Annotated in this window: 18 protein-coding genes; 7 read left to right on the top strand and 11 right to left on the bottom strand. The window is 40.6% G+C overall.

The window, feature by feature from the left end; genetic code table 11:
• Positions 1–47: 47 nt before the first annotated feature.
• The 5 genes from G6R09_RS18920 to argA form a co-directional block, all read right to left on the bottom strand.
• On the bottom strand, positions 48–599 hold the full coding sequence (locus tag G6R09_RS18920; RefSeq protein WP_163924025.1) for a disulfide bond formation protein B: 552 nt from the start codon (positions 597–599) through the stop codon (positions 48–50).
• 7 nt (positions 600–606) lie between these two features.
• Complete coding sequence (locus G6R09_RS20020) at positions 607–765, bottom strand: DUF5993 family protein (RefSeq protein WP_373423724.1); 159 nt, start codon at positions 763–765, stop codon at positions 607–609.
• A 151-nt stretch (positions 766–916) separates the two neighbouring features.
• Complete coding sequence (locus G6R09_RS18915; RefSeq protein WP_163924023.1) at positions 917–1,456, bottom strand: disulfide bond formation protein B; 540 nt, start codon at positions 1,454–1,456, stop codon at positions 917–919.
• A 9-nt stretch (positions 1,457–1,465) separates the two neighbouring features.
• Positions 1,466–1,621, bottom strand: a complete 156-nt coding sequence (locus G6R09_RS19960; protein WP_181315018.1) for a DUF5993 family protein — start codon at positions 1,619–1,621, stop codon at positions 1,466–1,468.
• A 137-nt stretch (positions 1,622–1,758) separates the two neighbouring features.
• Positions 1,759–3,087, bottom strand: coding sequence for an amino-acid N-acetyltransferase (argA, locus tag G6R09_RS18910; protein WP_107204602.1), 1,329 nt, complete (start codon positions 3,085–3,087; stop codon positions 1,759–1,761).
• Between the two features lie 189 nt (positions 3,088–3,276).
• Here argA and G6R09_RS18905 point away from each other — a divergent pair, with 189 nt between their 5' ends.
• From G6R09_RS18905 to tcdA, 3 genes are all read left to right on the top strand, one after another.
• The gene (locus tag G6R09_RS18905; protein WP_065167317.1) at positions 3,277–3,648 is read left to right on the top strand and encodes a DUF2850 domain-containing protein; all 372 of its coding nucleotides are present in this window, start codon (positions 3,277–3,279) and stop codon (positions 3,646–3,648) included.
• Between the two features lie 207 nt (positions 3,649–3,855).
• The gene (mltA, locus tag G6R09_RS18900; protein ID WP_065167318.1) at positions 3,856–4,989 is read left to right on the top strand and encodes a murein transglycosylase A; all 1,134 of its coding nucleotides are present in this window, start codon (positions 3,856–3,858) and stop codon (positions 4,987–4,989) included.
• Between the two features lie 118 nt (positions 4,990–5,107).
• The gene (tcdA, locus tag G6R09_RS18895; RefSeq protein WP_065167319.1) at positions 5,108–5,917 is read left to right on the top strand and encodes a tRNA cyclic N6-threonylcarbamoyladenosine(37) synthase TcdA; all 810 of its coding nucleotides are present in this window, start codon (positions 5,108–5,110) and stop codon (positions 5,915–5,917) included.
• Between the two features lie 101 nt (positions 5,918–6,018).
• Here the strand turns inward: tcdA and csdE are convergent, their stop codons facing one another.
• Both csdE and csdA read right to left on the bottom strand, forming a co-directional pair.
• A complete protein-coding gene (gene csdE / locus G6R09_RS18890; RefSeq protein WP_163924021.1) occupies positions 6,019–6,456 on the bottom strand; it encodes a cysteine desulfurase sulfur acceptor subunit CsdE in 438 nt (145 codons plus the stop codon).
• 19 nt (positions 6,457–6,475) lie between these two features.
• On the bottom strand, positions 6,476–7,696 hold the full coding sequence (gene csdA / locus G6R09_RS18885; RefSeq protein ID WP_065167321.1) for a cysteine desulfurase CsdA: 1,221 nt from the start codon (positions 7,694–7,696) through the stop codon (positions 6,476–6,478).
• Between the two features lie 365 nt (positions 7,697–8,061).
• On the opposite strand from csdA, the gene G6R09_RS18880 reads away from it, so the two are divergent.
• From G6R09_RS18880 to rlmM, 4 genes are read left to right on the top strand one after another with little or no spacing between them, the layout of a single operon-like run.
• Positions 8,062–8,982 carry a transcriptional regulator GcvA gene (locus G6R09_RS18880; protein ID WP_087821801.1) on the top strand — a complete coding sequence of 307 codons (921 nt, stop codon included), beginning with the start codon at positions 8,062–8,064 and terminating at the stop codon, positions 8,980–8,982.
• On the top strand, positions 8,963–9,649 hold the full coding sequence (locus G6R09_RS18875; RefSeq protein ID WP_163924019.1) for an alpha/beta family hydrolase: 687 nt from the start codon (positions 8,963–8,965) through the stop codon (positions 9,647–9,649). Before G6R09_RS18880 ends, G6R09_RS18875 begins: the two co-directional genes overlap by 20 nt.
• A 13-nt stretch (positions 9,650–9,662) precedes the next feature.
• On the top strand, positions 9,663–10,064 hold the full coding sequence (locus tag G6R09_RS18870; RefSeq protein WP_065167324.1) for a DUF423 domain-containing protein: 402 nt from the start codon (positions 9,663–9,665) through the stop codon (positions 10,062–10,064).
• A 10-nt stretch (positions 10,065–10,074) separates the two neighbouring features.
• Positions 10,075–11,160, top strand: coding sequence for a 23S rRNA (cytidine(2498)-2'-O)-methyltransferase RlmM (gene rlmM, locus G6R09_RS18865; RefSeq protein WP_065167325.1), 1,086 nt, complete (start codon positions 10,075–10,077; stop codon positions 11,158–11,160).
• Positions 11,161–11,237: 77 nt separating this feature from the next.
• On the opposite strand, the gene xni is transcribed toward rlmM, so the two are convergent.
• The 4 genes from xni to G6R09_RS18845 form a co-directional block, all read right to left on the bottom strand.
• Positions 11,238–12,017 (bottom strand): flap endonuclease Xni, encoded by a 780-nt coding sequence (xni, locus tag G6R09_RS18860; RefSeq protein ID WP_065167326.1) that lies wholly within the window; start codon positions 12,015–12,017, stop codon positions 11,238–11,240.
• Between the two features lie 77 nt (positions 12,018–12,094).
• Positions 12,095–13,468, bottom strand: coding sequence for a nucleotide 5'-monophosphate nucleosidase PpnN (gene ppnN / locus G6R09_RS18855; RefSeq protein ID WP_065167327.1), 1,374 nt, complete (start codon positions 13,466–13,468; stop codon positions 12,095–12,097).
• A gap of 230 nt (positions 13,469–13,698) precedes the next feature.
• Entirely contained in the window at positions 13,699–15,252 is a 1,554-nt protein-coding gene (locus G6R09_RS18850; RefSeq protein WP_163924017.1) for a GGDEF domain-containing protein, read from the bottom strand.
• 131 nt (positions 15,253–15,383) lie between these two features.
• The gene (locus G6R09_RS18845) at positions 15,384–17,663 is read right to left on the bottom strand and encodes a GGDEF domain-containing protein (protein ID WP_065167329.1); all 2,280 of its coding nucleotides are present in this window, start codon (positions 17,661–17,663) and stop codon (positions 15,384–15,386) included.
• Positions 17,664–17,675 lie beyond the last annotated feature (12 nt).

Genomic DNA, 17,675 nt, shown 5'->3' with positions numbered 1-17,675 from the left:
CGCAACCTCGATGCCAGCATTAGTGCTGGCATTGTGCTATCTAAAGGTTATTTTTTAAATTGATCAAATAACCAATAGCTATGAGGATCTGCAGGGGTTACATGTGGTCCGGTCATAATAAATGTCGAGACAATATTGATGATCACTACCGCGACAGCAAGATAGCAAGCGATGTTACCAATTTTTTTCATATGGTAATTGCTGGTTGTTGTTGGTTGACGCCATAAGCTCAGTAATACTGCAACTCCAATGATGGTCATTACAAAAATAACAAAAGCCCAAGTGTAATAATGCATACCAAGTAAGGGGCTACCATAACCAGGATCATCAGGTAATAAGTGTAGTGCGACTTGACGCAATGCTGCTGTTGCTCCAAATAAAGCGCCAAATAAAATAATGCCGTAATGAGGTTGTTGTGGGCCATAGCGGACATTGAGCATAAAGCCAAACATTACCATCATAAACCCTATCCGTTGCAATAAGCATAACGGGCAAGGTAATTCCTTAAATACCAATTGAATGATAGATCCGGTTGCCAAGATGGTTGTGATACCAAGTAAGCCTAAGATATTGAGTCGATTAATAAGTTGATTGTTCATAGCGTACTTAAATTGAGATTGGCAGGGTATATACAATGTGGTGTTTGAGCAAAATAGATCCGGCAATGAAGGTTAAAGCAAACATGGCATAACTAAGATTTTTCTTACCTTTAAGCGCCGTTAACATCGTTATAAGCATGAGACAAAAAACAAAAATACATAGCATCAGTAGCAATAAACCTTTTTCAGAAACAGTATAATTCGCATAGTATACTCTCAAGGGATTTATTGTTAATTGTTTTATCTTTAAATGTTGACATATTGACACAAAAAACGCCAGTAATAATACTGGCGTTACTGTATTGCGATGATAATGTCTAGTTAAATAACCAATAAGTAATTGGATTATCAGGACATTGGTAAGGACCGCACTCAATAAAAGTCGATATCACGTTTACTGCCACAGCAAAAATAGCTAATAGGCATACAAATTTACCAAAACGGTTCATTTTGTAATCATTATTATTCCAGTCTTTATTCCATAACAGTTGTAATACCGCCACACCGACAATCGTTAGGCTAAATAGAATAAAGGCCCAAGTATAATAATGGAGACCAAATACCGGACTACCAAACCCCGGCGTACCTGGAATAACGTGCAGTGATACTTGACGTAATGCTGTTGCTGCGCCAAAGAGAGCGCCGATAATTAAAATACCGTAGTGGCGTTGTTGTGGACCATAAACGACATTGAGCATAAAACCAAACATCACCAGCATAAAGCCTAAGCGTTGCAGTAAACATAATGGGCAAGGTAACTCATTTAACACAACCTGAAGGACTGATGCCATCAATAGTACGAAGGTGATCCCTAATAGACCCAAGGCATTAAGGAGCGCTACATTTTTATTATTCATACTTTCTCCCTAGAGTAAAATAGATAGAGAATCTGTTGCATGGTGATGGAACCAATACAGTCCCAAAACAACAGTGATGGCAAAAACAATATAACTAGCAGCTTTTTTTCCAGTAAATGCGCAGAGCATTGCAACAAATACCAGTAGAAATAGTAAACTCATCATAAGCTATTATTTAACCTTTCTTTTGTATGTATGTTATTTATAGTTATTAAAATTATTATATTAAAGTGACTAACTTTAGATTTCATCATACATTATAAACATATAAATTAATACTTTGTTACATTTTTGTTCTGGTTTTAACTGGTTGGTGTTATAAGTATTTTAGAACGACGTTGGTAGTTATAGAGGTCTTTTTTTACCAAAGGTAATTGTTCTATATCACATTCATAGAACCCTTGCTCACGAAACCAATGCAGGCTACGGGTGGTGAGAACAAAGATATGATCAAGGCCAGATTCTCGCGCTTGCTGACACAACTTATTGAGTAATAACACGCCGCGATCCCCATCTCTAAAATCTGGATGGATAGCAACACAAGCCATTTCGGCCATTTTTTCTTCCGGATATGGGTAAAGCGCAGCACAGCCAATAATGAGATTATCAAGTTCAATCACAGTAAACAGCGTAATTTCCCGTTCCAGTTGTTCACGAGAACGGCGCACTAAAATTCCTTCGGCTTCCAAAGGCTGTATCAGATCGAGAATACCTCCAATATCGTTAATATCAGCGCGACGGATCTTTTCAGCACTCGACATAACAATTTGAGTGCCGATACCATCTAATGAAAACAGTTCTTGGATCAATGCCCCGTCTTGTTTATAGCTCAATAAATGACTTCGAGGTATACCTGCTCGACAAGCAGCAATAGCGCCACGCAGAAAACGGCCAGTGCCGCTTTGTTGCTCATCGTTATCGATAAGTTGTTGCAATGATAGTTCTGCTTCATGGGGTAATAATTCAGAGATAATATTGTTATTACTATCAACGACTCCTTGCTCAGAACAAAATCCAATCAGTTTATCTGCACCTAATCGTATTGCGACCTGAGTAGCAATTTCTTCTGAGGTAAGATTAAAACATTCACCTGTCACTGAACTGGCAATCGGGCCGAGTAATACAATCGAACCTTGCTCTAACTGGCTGGTTATCGCAGTACTATTAATCCGCCGAATTTTTCCGCTATGACAAAAATCGACTCCCTCATCAATGCCTAGCGGTTGAGCAATAATAAAATTACCGCTAATGACATTAATTTGTGAACCTGCCATTGGAGTATTATTGAGCCCCATTGAAAAGCGCGCTGTAATATCAAGTTGTACCTGTCCTGCTGCTTGTTTGGCTATTTCTAAACTATGCTCATCGGTGATTCTTATTCCCTTATGGTAAGGGCTGGTATAATGCTGCTGTTGTAATAAGGCACTTATTTGTGGGCGAGCGCCATACACCATCACAATATGAATCCCTAAGCTGTGTAGCAAAGCAATATCACTGACAATGTTGGCAAAATTGGGATCTGCAATGGCTTCGCCACCGACCATGATCACCATGGTTTTACCCACATGGGCATTGAGATAAGGGGCTGATTGACGAAATCCTTTTACCAGTGGGGTCTTACGTGTATTCACAAGTGATATCCATATCTGTATTTATGTGTGATTTATAGCCAATAAATTAAAGCAATTGTTTGTGTTATGCAGCATTTAAATGACATAAAAGTTAAATCATTAATTATCACTGTGATTGATTAAGTATTGATCGTCAAAGCCGCTATATAGTTATAGATATAGCCATGTATTGACGGGGCGAGCCAGTAAATGAAACTGCAGCGTTTTTGGGATGAACAGTGTCAATATGGACGCTGGGTAATTATCATTGTTATAACGGTGATTGTGTTTGCTATCGGAGCGCTTAAATTGCAGACGACTATCGATCAGCATCAACAACTAATGCAACAAGTGATGGGTGAATGGCAAGAACAAGGGGTTGCTCCAGATAAGGTCGAAACGTTTGAAGTTCGCCAGCAAGGTATCTATCGCCAAGGACGATTATTAACCTCGAATTATTCTTGGAATGGCACCCAATTACGTTACCAATTTGGCGATCAGCTTTATAGTTATCGCTATCAAGACAATACACTTATTCGGTATCAATCAGCACACTATAGCGCGGTATTTGAGCGCCAATAATCTATTTGATGTTGTAATTGAACTTTAGTAGCAGCGAATTAGTCTTAAATACTTTGATGGTGTTATGTCAGTTATGTGTTGATTGTTTGAAATAGTTACTTCTTTTTAGAAAGTGTTTGTTAGTATTGTCACCTGCTTACTGCTTTGGCAAAAGTAAATAAGTTGTCATTTCCATATTTTTGTAAAACTTTTATAGGCTTATCTATCGTGTTACGTAAAGCAACCGTTGCAATTATTCTTTTCAGCTTGGTGGGATGTTCATCACCTGAAGGTACAACAACAGAAAAACCAAGTTTAGCTGCAGTTGGTAATCCATTAGCACACCAATACCTAGGCCGAGATTTTAAACATGTTTTAAATAAAGTGGCGCAAGTTGAATCCAATAAAGCGCATGATTACAGCACTTTTGCACCACAGGCTAAAATGGTCACCTCGCGTTCACCATCAATGGCTCGTAAATTTGAACCGTTATACAACCAAGTTGAAAACTGGGCTAATCACAGTGGTGATCCAAGCACATTAGCGAAATATGGTATTCAAGCGGCGCAAATGGGCGGTGCCAATGGTGAAGGTAATGTGATGTTTACTGGTTATTATTCACCAGTGATCGAGCTACGCCATAAACCAACCAATGTGTTTCGTTACCCAATCTATGCGATGCCAACCTGTAAAGGTCGTTGTCCTTCGCGTGAACAAATTTATGATGGTGCGTTAGCCGGTCAAGGTTTAGTGTTGGGTTACAGTAAATCTATGCTTGATGTGTTTATGATGGAAGTTCAAGGCAGTGGCTTTGTCCATTTTGAAGATAATAACCAACTGCAATATTTTGGTTATGCGGGTAAAAATGGTCATCGTTATGTCAGCATTGGCCGTGTATTAATTGATCGTGGTGAAGTGCCTAAAGAGAAGATGTCACTGCAAGCAATTCAAAATTGGGTTGCTGATCACAGTGAAGCTGAGGTACGTGAATTATTAGAGCAAAATCCATCATTTGTATTTTTCTCACCCCGTAAAACATTAGATGTTAAAGGCAGTGCAGGTATTCCATTATTGGCTAATGCTGCAGTAGCTGCAGATCGTAAATACATTCCAATGGGATCAGTATTATTAGCAGAAGTGCCACAACTTGATGCTAAAGGTAACTGGACTGGTAAGCATGTATTACGTCTATTGTTAGCCTTAGATACTGGCGGTGCCGTTAAGCGTAATCACCTCGATTTGTATCACGGAATGGGTAAACAAGCGGGTACTGATGCAGGTCACTACAAACATTTTGGGCGAGTATGGCGTTTAGGCCTTAAAGGCTCTGCTACTCAAGACCCGTGGTTGATGCCAAAATAAGCGCATTAACGCAGCTATCGCAGCCATAGTTATTGTGGCTGCGACTAGACAATTATTATCAGAGTGCGTATAAAAACGCACTCTTTGTTTATCCACCTCAAGCAGTGTAGAACCCAGTATGCGTGAATTAGATACCCCAGCATCCGATAGTTATAACCAGCGTTTTGGCGGCACTCGTCGTTTATATGGCAATAGTGAAGTTGAAATTCTTCGCGCTGCGCACGTGTGTGTTATTGGTATTGGCGGCGTAGGCTCATGGGCCGCTGAAGCATTAGCCCGTTCAGGTGTGGGTGAATTGACGTTGATTGACATGGATGATGTCTGTGTAACCAATATTAATCGTCAAATTCATGCAATGACAGGCACTATCGGTCAAAGCAAAATTGAAGTGATGGCAGCACGTATTCAATTAATTAACCCTGAGTGTAAAGTTAATTTAATTGATGATTTTATCGGCCCTGATAATCAAGCACAGTATTTATCGACTCAGTGTGATTATGTCATTGATGCGATTGATAGCCTCAAAGCAAAAGCCTCATTACTTGCATATTGTAAAAGTAATAAAATCAAAGTGATCACAATTGGCGGTGCTGGTGGACAAACAGATCCAACTCAGATTCAAGTTGCTGATTTAACTAAAACGATTCAAGATCCATTGGCGAGAAAATTACGTGAAACCTTACGTCGCCAGCATAATTTTACTAAAAATCCAAAGCGTAAGTTTGGCATTGATTGCGTCTATTCCACGGAACATTTGAAATACCCGCAAGCCGATGGTTCAGCATGTGCGATCAAAGCCACAGCAGAAGGGCCTAAACGAATGGATTGTGCTAGTGGTTTTGGCGCAGCCACAGTGGTAACTGCCAGCTTTGGTTTTGTGGCTGTCGCTCATGTGATTAAAAAATTAATTGAAAAGTATCATCAATAAATTCATCACATTGTTCGATAAGCAATAGCAAAAAGCGGATGATTTAGCATCCGCTTTTTTGTGCGTGTTTGGCAGAGGAGTGGTGTTAGTTTGTTGCTATATTAGGCTGCAAATTGCTTTATTTGCTCAACAATCGCTTTTAAGCCATTCCCACGAGAAGGACTTAAATGCGCAATCAGCCCTAAGCTGTCAAAATAAGCATCGATATCAAAATGGTTAATTTCAGCTGCCGTTTTGCCATGATAAGCAGCAAGTACGAGGGTTATTAAGCCGCGCACAATACGTGCATCTGAATCGGCAATGAAGTAATAGCGGTCATCACTTATTTGATGATGTAGCCAAACCTGTGATTCACAGCCACTAATTTTAAGTTGATCCTGTTTGTAAGTGTCATCCAGTTGTGGCAGTTTTTTACCTAACTGAATCACGTTACGATAGCGATCTTCCCATCCTGTTGCTGCTTGCATTTGGGCGATGATATCGCTGGTGGTGATCTCAGTCCCAAAAGGGTGCAGAGGTAGCGTTATAGTGGTGGTCATCTTTTTTCCTTGGCTGCTATTACAATAAATCGCAGGCTTTATGTAACGCTGTAATAAAACGCGCGACATCTTGTTGATCATTATAAAGTGCTAATGATACCCGTAATGTTCCTGTTAATCCTAGCGCATCCAGCATCGGATGGGCGCAATGGTGGCCAGCTCGTAGTGCGATATGCTGTTGATCAAGCAAGGTCGCAATGTCTTGATGATGAACACCATCAACCACAAAAGAAAATAGGCTCGCATTTGGCTGCAGGCCGATAATACGCAATCCATCAATATCTTTAATGCCATCTAAGGCTTGTTGACGTAAATCAGCAATATGTTGTTCAGCGCCTTGACGGTCGATATTTTGTAACCATTCAATCGCTGCTGCAAGGGCTAAACTGCCCGCCACATTAGGTGTTCCAGCCTCAAATTTACTCGGTAAGCCAGCATAATCAGTGCCTGAAAAAGAGACTTTTTCTACCATCTTGCCGCCGCCGTGCCATGGTGGCATCGCTTCTAGCAGTGCTTGTTTGCCATAAAGCGCCCCAATACCTGCAGGTGCATAAATTTTATGGCCTGAAAAGACATAAAAATCAGCGTCAAGCGCTTGCACATCAACCTGTTCGTGGGCAATGCCTTGCGCGCCATCAACCACAACTACTGCGCCATAGTGGTGAGCTGCAGCTATCATTGACTCAATCGGATTGCGAGTACCTGTGACATTGGTGATATGAGCAACAGCTACGATTTTGGTTTTATTTGATAATAAACGTTGATAAGCATCGATATCCAAGCTGCAATCTTGATGCATCGGAATTTTAACGACTTTAGCGCCCGTTTGGTGTGCGACCATTTGCCAAGGCACAATATTGGCATGGTGTTCCATTTCACTGACTAAAATTTCATCACCAGCTTGTAGGTGACTACGAGCATAAGTTTGTGCGATCAAGTTTAATGCTTCAGTAGCACCACGAGTCCAAATGATTTCTTTGGGGCTCGCTGCCCCAATAAATTGTTGAACGGTTGTTCGAGCTTGTTCAAAAGCGAAGGTCGCGTTAGTCGTTAAACTATGGCTACCTCGATGCACATTGGCATTATAGCCGCTGTAATAGTGACGTAGGGTATCGATAACAATCGCAGGCTTTTGGGCTGTTGCTGCGCTGTCTAAATAAACCGCCCGTGGTGCATCATCTGAATGTTGCAGTGCAGGAAATTGGGTTTGAATTTGCTTGATATCGAATGGTATGGTCATAGCGGATCACATTACAGAAATTTGAATTATCGATGATGCTAATAAATGTCAGGAAGAGCAAGTGTTGCGATGATTTTTGAGTAATAAAAAAATAGCACTGCGTTGGGGCGCAGTGCTAACAATTACTTTGACACAGAAGTCAAAATACAGGAAGTAAAGAGGTAGATAACTACCTATCCGGCAGGATCCGGACAATATGCAAACACAACATCGCAATGCTGATTGAGCGGTTAGCCAGAGGGCAAAACACAAAATGTTAATCAACATTGCGGAACGAATAATAGGGTTTATATAGCACTTAAACAATGGACAATTTATAATGTTTGAGATGAAAAAAACTAATGCATTAGAGAGCATCGAAAAGTATGTCTAGACGTTTACCTCCGCTTAACTCATTAAAGGTGTTTGAAGCTGCTGCAAGGCATTTAAGTTTTACTCGAGCAGCTGAAGAATTGTTTGTTACTCAAGCCGCAGTTAGCCATCAAATTAAAGCCTTAGAGGAATTTTTGGGGTTAAAATTATTCCGTCGTCGTAATCGTTCGTTACTATTAACAGAGGAAGGACAAAGTTACTTTCTTGATATTAAAGATATCTTTTCATCGATTTCAGATGCGACAGATAAGGTACTAGAAAGGGGCTCAAAAGGTGCATTAACCATTAGTTTACCTCCTAGTTTCGCGATTCAGTGGTTAGTGCCAAGATTGACGGATTTTAATGAGCAACACCCTGAAATAGACGTGCGCATTAAAGCGGTTGATCTTGATGAAGGATCGCTGACAGATGATGTTGATGTTGCGATTTATTATGGTCGAGGTAATTGGTCGGGTTTACGTGCTGATAAGCTATATCAAGAATTTATGATGCCAGTGTGTTCGCCAATGTTATTAGTTGGCACTAAACCATTACGCACGATCGAAGATTTAAAACTACATACTTTATTGCATGATACTTCACGCAAAGAGTGGAAGAACTATGTTCGCCATTATGATGTAAAGGGGGTCAATGTTAATCAAGGGCCGATCTTTAGCCATTCAACCATGGTATTACAAGCCGCTGCTCACGGCCAAGGCATTGCATTAGGAAATAATGTTCTGGCGCAACCTGAATTAGAAGCGGGAAGATTAGTGTGTCCGTTTGATGAAATTCTGGTAAGTAAAAATGCGTTCTATTTTGTATGTCAGGAAAAACAAGCGGATACCGGACGCATTCAAATTTTCCGTGATTGGATTTTAAATAAAGCCCGTAAAGAGCAAGAGGATATGCCTGATGTCATTGAAGAAGTGTGAGTATTTGATTGATGGCCCTGATGCTAAAGATGCGATAGCGACGTTTTTATTTGCTCATGGTGCTGGTGCCGGAATGGATCATGCTTTTATGACCACGGTTGCTTGTGGTTTAGCGGCGCATAATATTCAGGTAGTACGGTTTAATTTCCCGTATATGATCAAACGTGCCGAAGATGGTAAAAAACGTCCGCCCGATCGCCAACCTAAATTATTACTCGATTTTCAAACCCATATCGAACAGTTTGATAATGGCAAGTTAGTCATTGGTGGTAAATCAATGGGTGGTCGAATGGCGAGTTTAATGGTGACTGATATTGCCGCCCAAACAGCGCTAGTGAATAACTGTGCGGCAAACGTTCGTGGTGTTGCTTGCCTTGGTTTTCCTTTTCATCCGCCAGCAAAGCCAGAAAATTATCGTGGCGATCATTTGGCAACTATTAGTGTACCAACGCTTATTTTGCAAGGTGAACGCGATACCTTTGGCGTGCGCAGTGAAGTTGAACAGTGGTCATTTTCAGCTCAGGTGGATTATCAGTTTTTAGCCGATGGTGATCATGGTTTTAAACCACGTAAAGCATCAGGTCATACTGAAGCTGAAAATATCGCTATCGCCATTGAGTCATTAGCGGCTTTTATTAAAAAGTGTGTTGCTAGTGAAGTAGCATAGAGGTGTATTTATAATGGTTGAATTAACCGCGAAACAACGTCAACAATCACGATTGATGCTGATGATTGCTGCATGCAGTGGCGTGGTGATGGTGGCATTAGGGGCATTTGCAGCGCATGGTTTAACGCATACGCTAGCCCCTTATTTACTCGATGTGTTTAAAGTCGGGGTTCAATATCAGGCATGGCATACATTAGCATTATTAGCTTGTGGAATATTGTCACGCTTTTTGCCATCAAAAGCGTTATCATACGCGGCGCTGTTTTTTGGCCTCGGTATAATTTGCTTTAGTGGCAGTTTATATGCGCTGGCTTTAACCGGCATTAAATGGTTTGGTCCTATCACACCGATGGGCGGAATATGTTTTATTATTGGCTGGGTAATGCTCGCAATAGCAGCCTGGCGTTCAGCTTGAGGGTTCCAACGTGAATCAAGTTTTATTGTACTGTCGTCCTGGCTTTGAAAAAGAATGTGCCGGAGAGGTTCAAGACAAAGCAAATACGCTGGAATTGTTTGGTTTCCCTCGGGTGAAAAACAATTCAGGCTATGTGTTATTTGAATTCTATCAAGCAGGTGATGCTGATAAATTCATTAAATTACAGCCATTTTCACAGTTGATTTTTGCACGCCAAATGTTTGCTACATCAGCAATGTTGAGCGGTTTACCTGCAGAAGATCGTATTTCACCTATTTTAGAAACCATTGGTGAAAAATTTCCTATTTGTGGTGATTTACGCATTGAAACACCAGATACCAATGAAGCGAAAGAGCTATTGAAGTTCTGCCGTAAATTTACAGTGCCATTACGCCAAGCAATGCGTAAACGTAATGTTTTATACGTTAAAGATAACCATAAAAAACCTGTATTACACGTGTGCTTTATTGCTCCTGGTTGTTGTTTTGTTGGTTATTCTTACCCGCAAAATAACTCCCAATTTTTTATGGGTATTCCACGTCTTAAATTCCCAGCAGATGCGCCAAGTCGTTCAACGCTGAAATTAGAAGAAGCATTTCACGTATTTATTCCTCGTGAAGAGTGGGATGAGCGTTTAGCTCCTGGTATGTGGAGTGTTGATTTAGGTGCGTGCCCTGGTGGTTGGACATATCAACTGGTGAAGCGTTCGATGTTCGTTCACGCGATTGATAATGGCACCATGGCACAAAGCTTAATGGATACCGGCCAAGTTAAATATCATGCAGTTGATGGTTTTAAATATGAACCAGCACGTAAAAATATTACTTGGATTGTATGTGACATGATTGAAAAGCCAGCACGTGTAGCGCACCTAATGGGTGAGTGGCTAATAAAAGCATGGGCAAAAGAGGCTATTTTCAACCTTAAGCTACCAATGAAAGGCCGTTATGATGAAGTACTGCAAGATATTGAAAATCTAAAAGTATTGCTGATTAAAAATGGGGTTAAGTTTAAGCTACAAGCAAAACACTTGTACCATGACCGTGAAGAAATTACGGTGCATATTCAACGCTTAGATAATCGTTCAGCGTATTAATTCGCTAGCCATTTAGTGAATTTCTCAACGCCACCTTTTGAGGGTGGCGTTTTTTTTGGGTGTAAATTGAGGCTAGATCAATCCTGATTTGACTCATGATAACGAATATCTTGCAAATTAAAGCCCAGTGTTAAATCGGTTTTTAAACTTGCGACAGCTTTGGATGCGCGAGCTGTTTCTTCATTGCCCGTGATTTTTTTTTGCCATTTAGGGGCAAGATCGGTAGCTGTAAGAATCGCTTCAAGGTTAGGGTAAAGACTTAATAACTCAACCGCAGCTTTAGGACCTATACCTGCAATACCGGGAATTTTACTGGAGCTGATGCCTGCTAATCCCCAGTAGTCGGTTAATAATTGCGGCTTTACGCCATATTCCTTTTCAATAAATGGGCTATCAAGCCAGCGCTGTTGAAAGTAATCCCGAATACGTAAGGTGGGTTGTAACAACTGACAATAGCCTTTATCGGTCGAAACAATAGTCACTTGTTCATTACGCGAGGCGACTTTTAAGGCTAAGGTTGCCACTAGATCATCGGCTTCATCACCCTCTGATAATAGTGAATCAATACCGATTGCCATAAATGCATCTTGAATCGTGTCCATGCCTGCTAATAACTCTGGCGGCATTGGTTTTCGGCCTTCTTTATAATGCGGCAGTAACTCTGCTCGCCAGCCGCGATCATCACTATTATGGTCAAATACCGCCACAATATGGCTGGGCTGGGTGCTACTAATGATTTTCTGTAATGCCTGACAACATACTCTGGCAGTGTTGTCGACATCGGGTTGCCCCGGTTGCGCCGCATGCACGCGACGAATAAGATTTAATGCATCAATAACAACGAGGTGAATAGCCATAAATAAATTCTGTTTAGATGAATAAAAGGAGCGCTTAGGCTCCTTATTGTACGCAAAACTGTTACCAAATAACGAACTTATTTCGGTTGCTGGTGCGAGTTGACGATTTCATAACAAGGCTCGTATTTACTTCCGGGTAATTTCATTCGTTGTTGGTCGACAAAGTTCTTCAACAGTTTATCCATGCGCTGCATCAGTATTTTATCACCATCGATTTTAAACCGACCATATTGCTCAATTTCATGAATACCTTCTTCTTTGACATTTCCTGCGACAATACCTGAAAATGCACGGCGTAGATTAGCTGCCAGTTTTTCTTTCGGCTGATCCATATGTAAATCTAAGCTCGCCATTGCTTTATGGGTCGGTGAGAAGGGCATTTGAAAATCTTCAGGGATCGTCAGTGACCAGTTAAAACAATAAGCATCACCTGTCGCTAAACGATGTTCTTTCACACGCGCCATCGATGCTTTCATCACTTGGGCAACTTCAGCAGGATCACCGATAATAATTTGATAATGCTGAGTTGCTGCTTCACCTAAAGTATCACGAATAAAATCATCTAAAGTGCGAAAGTAAGCTTCACTTTCTTTAGGGCCGGTGAGGATTAAGGGCAGCGGTTGTTCAGCGTTATCAGGATGCATTAAGATCCCTAAAATATACAGCAGCTCTTCCGCAGTACCTGCGCCACCAGGGAAAATAATGATCCCATGACCAACTCGAACAAAGGCTTCTAGGCGTTTTTCGATATCAGGTAAAATAACTAATTCATTGACGATAGGATTAGGTGGCTCTGCAGCAATAATTGATGGTTCAGTTAACCCAATAAAGCGGCTGCCAGAATAACGTTGTTTGGCATGACCAATGGCTGCTCCCTTCATTGGGCCTTCCATTGCGCCTGGGCCGCAGCCAGTACAAATATTAAGTTCACGCAAACCTAATTCATTGCCGACTTCGCGAGTATATTGATACTCAATCGGGTTAATGGAGTGGCCGCCCCAGCACACAATAATATTAGGATCTTCGCCAGCATGTAGCGTGCGGGCGTTACGTAATAGGCTAAACACAAAATCAGTAATATGGGGCGCGCTGGCAAGATCGATATCGTTACGACGGGCAATATGCATATCTACATAAATAATGTCGCGTAATACGGAAAACATGTGTTCTTGAATGCCGCGAATAATACGACCATCAACGAAAGCATGCTCAGGTGGGTTGACCAGCTCGATTTTAATCCCACGTTCACGACGCAATAAGTTAATTGCAAAATCGAGATGTTTTTCAAGTAACTCTTTGGAATTATCAGTGTGGCTACCTGAATTTAAAACCGCCAGTGAGCAGTTGCGATAAAGGCGATATAAATCACTGGATGCGGTTGCTTTTAAGCTGTCGGCTTCTATTTGTGATAATAGGTTCATAGCGCCGATAGGGCTGATATGCGTTATCATAATAACCTCCCTGGTAATGATGAAACAGCATGTTCATTTATTGATATAGGCAGTGGCGCAAGGCGTAGACACCAACGGACTGGTGTTAAAATCAAATAAAGAACAAGAAGTTGACGATAAGATAATTTGTTGCTCTGTAGTTACCATACACAGGGATTATATTTTTGACCAGTAAATGATAATAATAATATAACGCAGTCGATAAAGGAGGGTGTGGCTGTTGTTGACGTTTAAATTTGGTCAATAATAACATTACTGCATGGATGTTGAGCATGAAGTAATGTTGTTTCAAGCCGTTCGATAACTTGTTTGGGAGTGTCATTGGTAGCAAAAAAACTGCTGCAGATAGAGACCGACATTGCCACACTCTGACCTTTGAAGTGCAACGGTAATTGACTCACCGCCGCGCGAATATTTTGTAGCGTTTGATGACGTTGTTGGTCATTACAATCGGTAATGATTAACATAAAGGCATCATCACTAAATCGCGCAATAAAATCAGTAGGATTCAGTTGTTGGCTAATCGTTTTGGCAATGATTTTAAGTGCTTTATCGCCTGCATGATGACCATAATCTTTATTAAGCAGACTAAGATCATCGATATCAATTAGCATTAATAACAATGGGGTTTGGTAACGTAGCCAGCGCTGATATTCATGTTCAAGCCGATCATCAAACGCACTTCGGTTATAGGTTAAGGTTAACTTATCTCGAAAGATATTTTGTTCTTGTTGGCTTAAACGTTGATGGTAATTGTAGGTCTGTTGTTGTACTTGATTGACTTTATTATCATTGTGGTTTAATTGTTCTATTAATGCTTGTTCGCGCTGCTCTAGCTGGCTATTACGTTGGGCTAATTGTTGTAATTCATTGGCAATATTCACTAACAACGGCGTTGTATCTGGTGTTTTTTTAAGACTCAGTTGCTGATTAATTGTGGTTGCTATCGTTGCAATACTGGTATTGAAGTCACAACGATGTTGGTGCAAAACAGCAAAAGAACTGGCTGCTTTAGCGGTATTTTTTTGTAGTGAGGCTAAATCACTATTGAGTGTATTTAAAAACTGTTGTGAAGCATGGCGTTCAGCATGAGTGCCAGTAACAATAAGACGTAACACTTGCAATAATAGTGTTTGTAATCTTGTTTGATTTACCCCTTGAGTTAATTGCTCTCGAATCTCAAACAGTTGTTCACCTTGCTCATTAGTGAAATCTATCTCAGAGATAACAACGAGCAATTCTGCTGCTAACTCGACCTCAAAATTTGGCTGCTGGTCAGTGAGAGTGGTACTGTTATTGCTGGCTGAAATTAACTTTATACTGCGCTCATACAGTTCAAGTAAGCGTAATATACGTTGGTGATTGTCCAACAAGGTTACAGATGGCTGGTTGAAAATGCCGCGAAGATCACGTTGTAGTGATAGTGGTAAACCTTGATAATGTGAAAGGGTACGGCCGCGTTGACTAATATGGTGTTGTAAGCGTTTATTTTGGTGTTGAATCACATCGGCTTGTTGAATGACCAGACGTTCAACAATCGCCAGCCGTGGAATGAGACGACTGATCTCGAGTGGTTGTTCAAGATCAACGCTGATGGCTTGTAGCCTTGTATCGAGTTCATTATCAATGCCTCGACAAGCAACGACTAATCGAGTGATTAGCCGTTTTAAGATCACAATTTCACGCCGTGATTTCAGATTGGAATCACGGTAAGAAAGTTGAGCGAGGTCTAAGCGTTGTTTTAGAACGCCGACTTCGTTAACAATCGCGCTAATATCGGTCATTGGTTATGCATCTGCATTAGTACAGTTAAAATCCATTTAATTCATAATGTTACTGATATTAAAAGGTATGCTACCAAAAATAAAACTTGATAGTTAGTGCTATTTATCAGACTGTTGTAATCGTTGTATATTTAATTGATATCGTTGTTAATATTGTGATCATAGTTCCAGATTATTTCATTATTAGTTGAACTACGCACTTTAACTAATCCCTTATCAATCCCTTCAACACAAGCGCGACGAATATTATCACCGACAAAACTAGCGGCAGGTGCGGCATCAATAGCACAAATGTGAACCCAATGACTGCCAGGTTGCTTATCGTTGAGGCTAATACCTGCATCGACAGTCATGAGCAATATATCGATCAACTCTTGATCGTTAATCGCGGTATAGGCACGAGGTAAAAATGGGTACTCTGCCATACCTATTTGTAATGAATTATTGATATTGAGTGGCAAAGTATAATTATCAATTAAGAGTTGCATAGATTCTGCTAATTGTTTTGGATCACAACTTAAACGTGCATTAGGCTCAATATATAAGAACATCGCATCAGAAAAGTGATAAATACGCGCCGGTTCTAATACTTGCTGCTGCAAATAATTACCAAACTCTTTTTCTGCGGCCAGGCCTTGTTGGTAGCCTTTTTCGAGATAAATTCGCTTTAAGAATGACACTTCAAATAACGCAAATCGTAACCGATCGCTTAAAGGTTCATTTATTATTTCACCAAGATGCCATTGCTCAAAGTTAGCACTGCTCTGTTGGAGAGAGTTTGCCAGACGTGCATTTAGCATCCGTAGGTTACGTAACCCGCTACGAGGGTGAGTATAGTAATCGGTAGTGAGTTTCGTTAGTTGTTGTTTTAATTGTTTATTAATATGTTGGCGACGCCATAATAATAATAACAAAATCACTAACCCGCCAATGAGGGTTAAAGAAATTTTCTGTTGCTTATACAATGCATTTTGATTGATGAATTGCTCACGTTCCATATCTTCAAGTTTCAGTGAACGTTCCATCATTTTTTGCTGCTGTTTAAATACTTCAGTGTTGCTTTTGGTCGCATTTTTTTGTTTGCCAGCATACAGTTGTTCATAGCGGCGTTGACTCAATAATGCATTGTAATAGTCATTCTGTTTTTCAAATGCTTCAGATAAAATCGATTCGCCCATTAATTGTAAATTGGTGGCGCCAATACGACTTGCCGAAATTAAACCCGCTTGCAACGATGTTATCGCATCATCCAGTTCCCCTTTTTCGAGCTCTAATTGCCCTTGTAGGATTTGGCTTTCAGCGACAATATTTTCATTCCCACTTTGCAGAGCAAGATTACGCGCCTGAACAATGTATTGTTCTGTTTTAGAGTAATTACAAAGGTGTAAGTAAATTCGCGCAATATTAAGCCGTAGACTTGCAGAGCGAAGATCATGTTTGAGCTGATTCTCTTGATCAAGCGCATTAAAATAATGCACCAGAGCAAGGTTATAGCGCCCTTGTTGCTCATAAATAGAAGCAATGAGAGCTAAGGTTTTTGCTAATTCTTGAGTACGTTTATAACGCTCAAAAAACTCGCCAGCTTGTGTGGCATGTTCCAGCGCTTTATCAAGTACGTGTCGCTCTTCAAATAACTGCGCTAATTCATAGTTAGCGCGTGCAATTTGTGGTTGGTCATCATTTTCAACCGCTAACCAGTAACCACTTAATAAGCGATCAAGTGCCATATCATAATGATTGTGACGTAAATAATGTTGGCCGAGTGTGAGCTGATAATTAATGGTTTCGTCTTTATCGTCAAATGTGACTAAATAACCTTTCGCTTTAATAAACAATTTTTCGGCCGCGGCGTCTTTACCAATACTTGATTCAATCAGCGCGCGTAGCATTAATGCTTTATATTTTAATTCTTGCAGTTGGCGGCTTAAATTTATTGGTTGCGCCTGCTTCATGTCAATATCGAGGGTGTTGAGCATTTTTAGCGCAGTTGCACTATTACTTAAATTAACCCAGTAAAATTGAGCCAATAAAATACGACTTTCAAAGACACTGAACATTAAATTATTGTCAATTGCTGTTTTTTCCGCTTTTTTGATGACGGCAATGGCTTTCTCGGGCTGTTGTAGTAGCGATAAAGCTTGGGCTTGGATTTGCAACGCATTGACAGTATTGAGTGGGGTGCGGGTTGAATGATCAGCTTCACCATTAAGATGCACTCGTGATGGATCTTGTGGCTGGCTTAAGCGGCGCTGTTCGAGGTAGCTTTTAGTGATTGTGAGTGTTCTTTCTGGTTGGTTAACCAGTAAACTCTGTGCTTCGGTGAGGATCGGCGAGCTATAAATTTTTGCTTGAAGATCAAATGAGGTTGTTAGTAATACTAACCCAGAAATTAATAGGCCACGAAAAATCATATAGTCTCAAAA

The sequence above is a fragment of the Photobacterium sp. Alg240-V54 genome (assembly GCF_900537155.1).
Taxonomy (GTDB): domain Bacteria; phylum Pseudomonadota; class Gammaproteobacteria; order Enterobacterales; family Vibrionaceae; genus Photobacterium.
This window is presented reverse-complemented; position numbering and strand designations above follow the sequence as displayed.

Excerpts from the sequence above, each read along its gene's own strand:
- G6R09_RS18915 (WP_163924023.1), bottom strand. The coding sequence starts at position 1,456 with ATGAATAATAAAAATGTAGCGCTCCTTAATGCCTTGGGTCTATTAGGG.
- G6R09_RS20020 (WP_373423724.1), bottom strand. The coding sequence starts at position 765 with ATGCTATGTATTTTTGTTTTTTGTCTCATGCTTATAACGATGTTAACG.
- ppnN (WP_065167327.1), bottom strand. The coding sequence starts at position 13,468 with ATGATAACGCATATCAGCCCTATCGGCGCTATGAACCTATTATCACAA.
- csdE (WP_163924021.1), bottom strand. The coding sequence starts at position 6,456 with ATGACCACCACTATAACGCTACCTCTGCACCCTTTTGGGACTGAGATC.
- G6R09_RS18875 (WP_163924019.1), top strand. The coding sequence starts at position 8,963 with ATGTCATTGAAGAAGTGTGAGTATTTGATTGATGGCCCTGATGCTAAA.
- G6R09_RS18905 (WP_065167317.1), top strand. The coding sequence starts at position 3,277 with ATGAAACTGCAGCGTTTTTGGGATGAACAGTGTCAATATGGACGCTGG.
- tcdA (WP_065167319.1), top strand. The coding sequence starts at position 5,108 with ATGCGTGAATTAGATACCCCAGCATCCGATAGTTATAACCAGCGTTTT.
- G6R09_RS18850 (WP_163924017.1), bottom strand. The coding sequence starts at position 15,252 with ATGACCGATATTAGCGCGATTGTTAACGAAGTCGGCGTTCTAAAACAA.
- csdA (WP_065167321.1), bottom strand. The coding sequence starts at position 7,696 with ATGACCATACCATTCGATATCAAGCAAATTCAAACCCAATTTCCTGCA.
- G6R09_RS18845 (WP_065167329.1), bottom strand. The coding sequence starts at position 17,663 with ATGATTTTTCGTGGCCTATTAATTTCTGGGTTAGTATTACTAACAACC.
- G6R09_RS18870 (WP_065167324.1), top strand. The coding sequence starts at position 9,663 with ATGGTTGAATTAACCGCGAAACAACGTCAACAATCACGATTGATGCTG.
- G6R09_RS19960 (WP_181315018.1), bottom strand. The coding sequence starts at position 1,621 with ATGATGAGTTTACTATTTCTACTGGTATTTGTTGCAATGCTCTGCGCA.
- xni (WP_065167326.1), bottom strand. The coding sequence starts at position 12,017 with ATGGCTATTCACCTCGTTGTTATTGATGCATTAAATCTTATTCGTCGC.
- G6R09_RS18920 (WP_163924025.1), bottom strand. The coding sequence starts at position 599 with ATGAACAATCAACTTATTAATCGACTCAATATCTTAGGCTTACTTGGT.
- G6R09_RS18880 (WP_087821801.1), top strand. The coding sequence starts at position 8,062 with ATGTCTAGACGTTTACCTCCGCTTAACTCATTAAAGGTGTTTGAAGCT.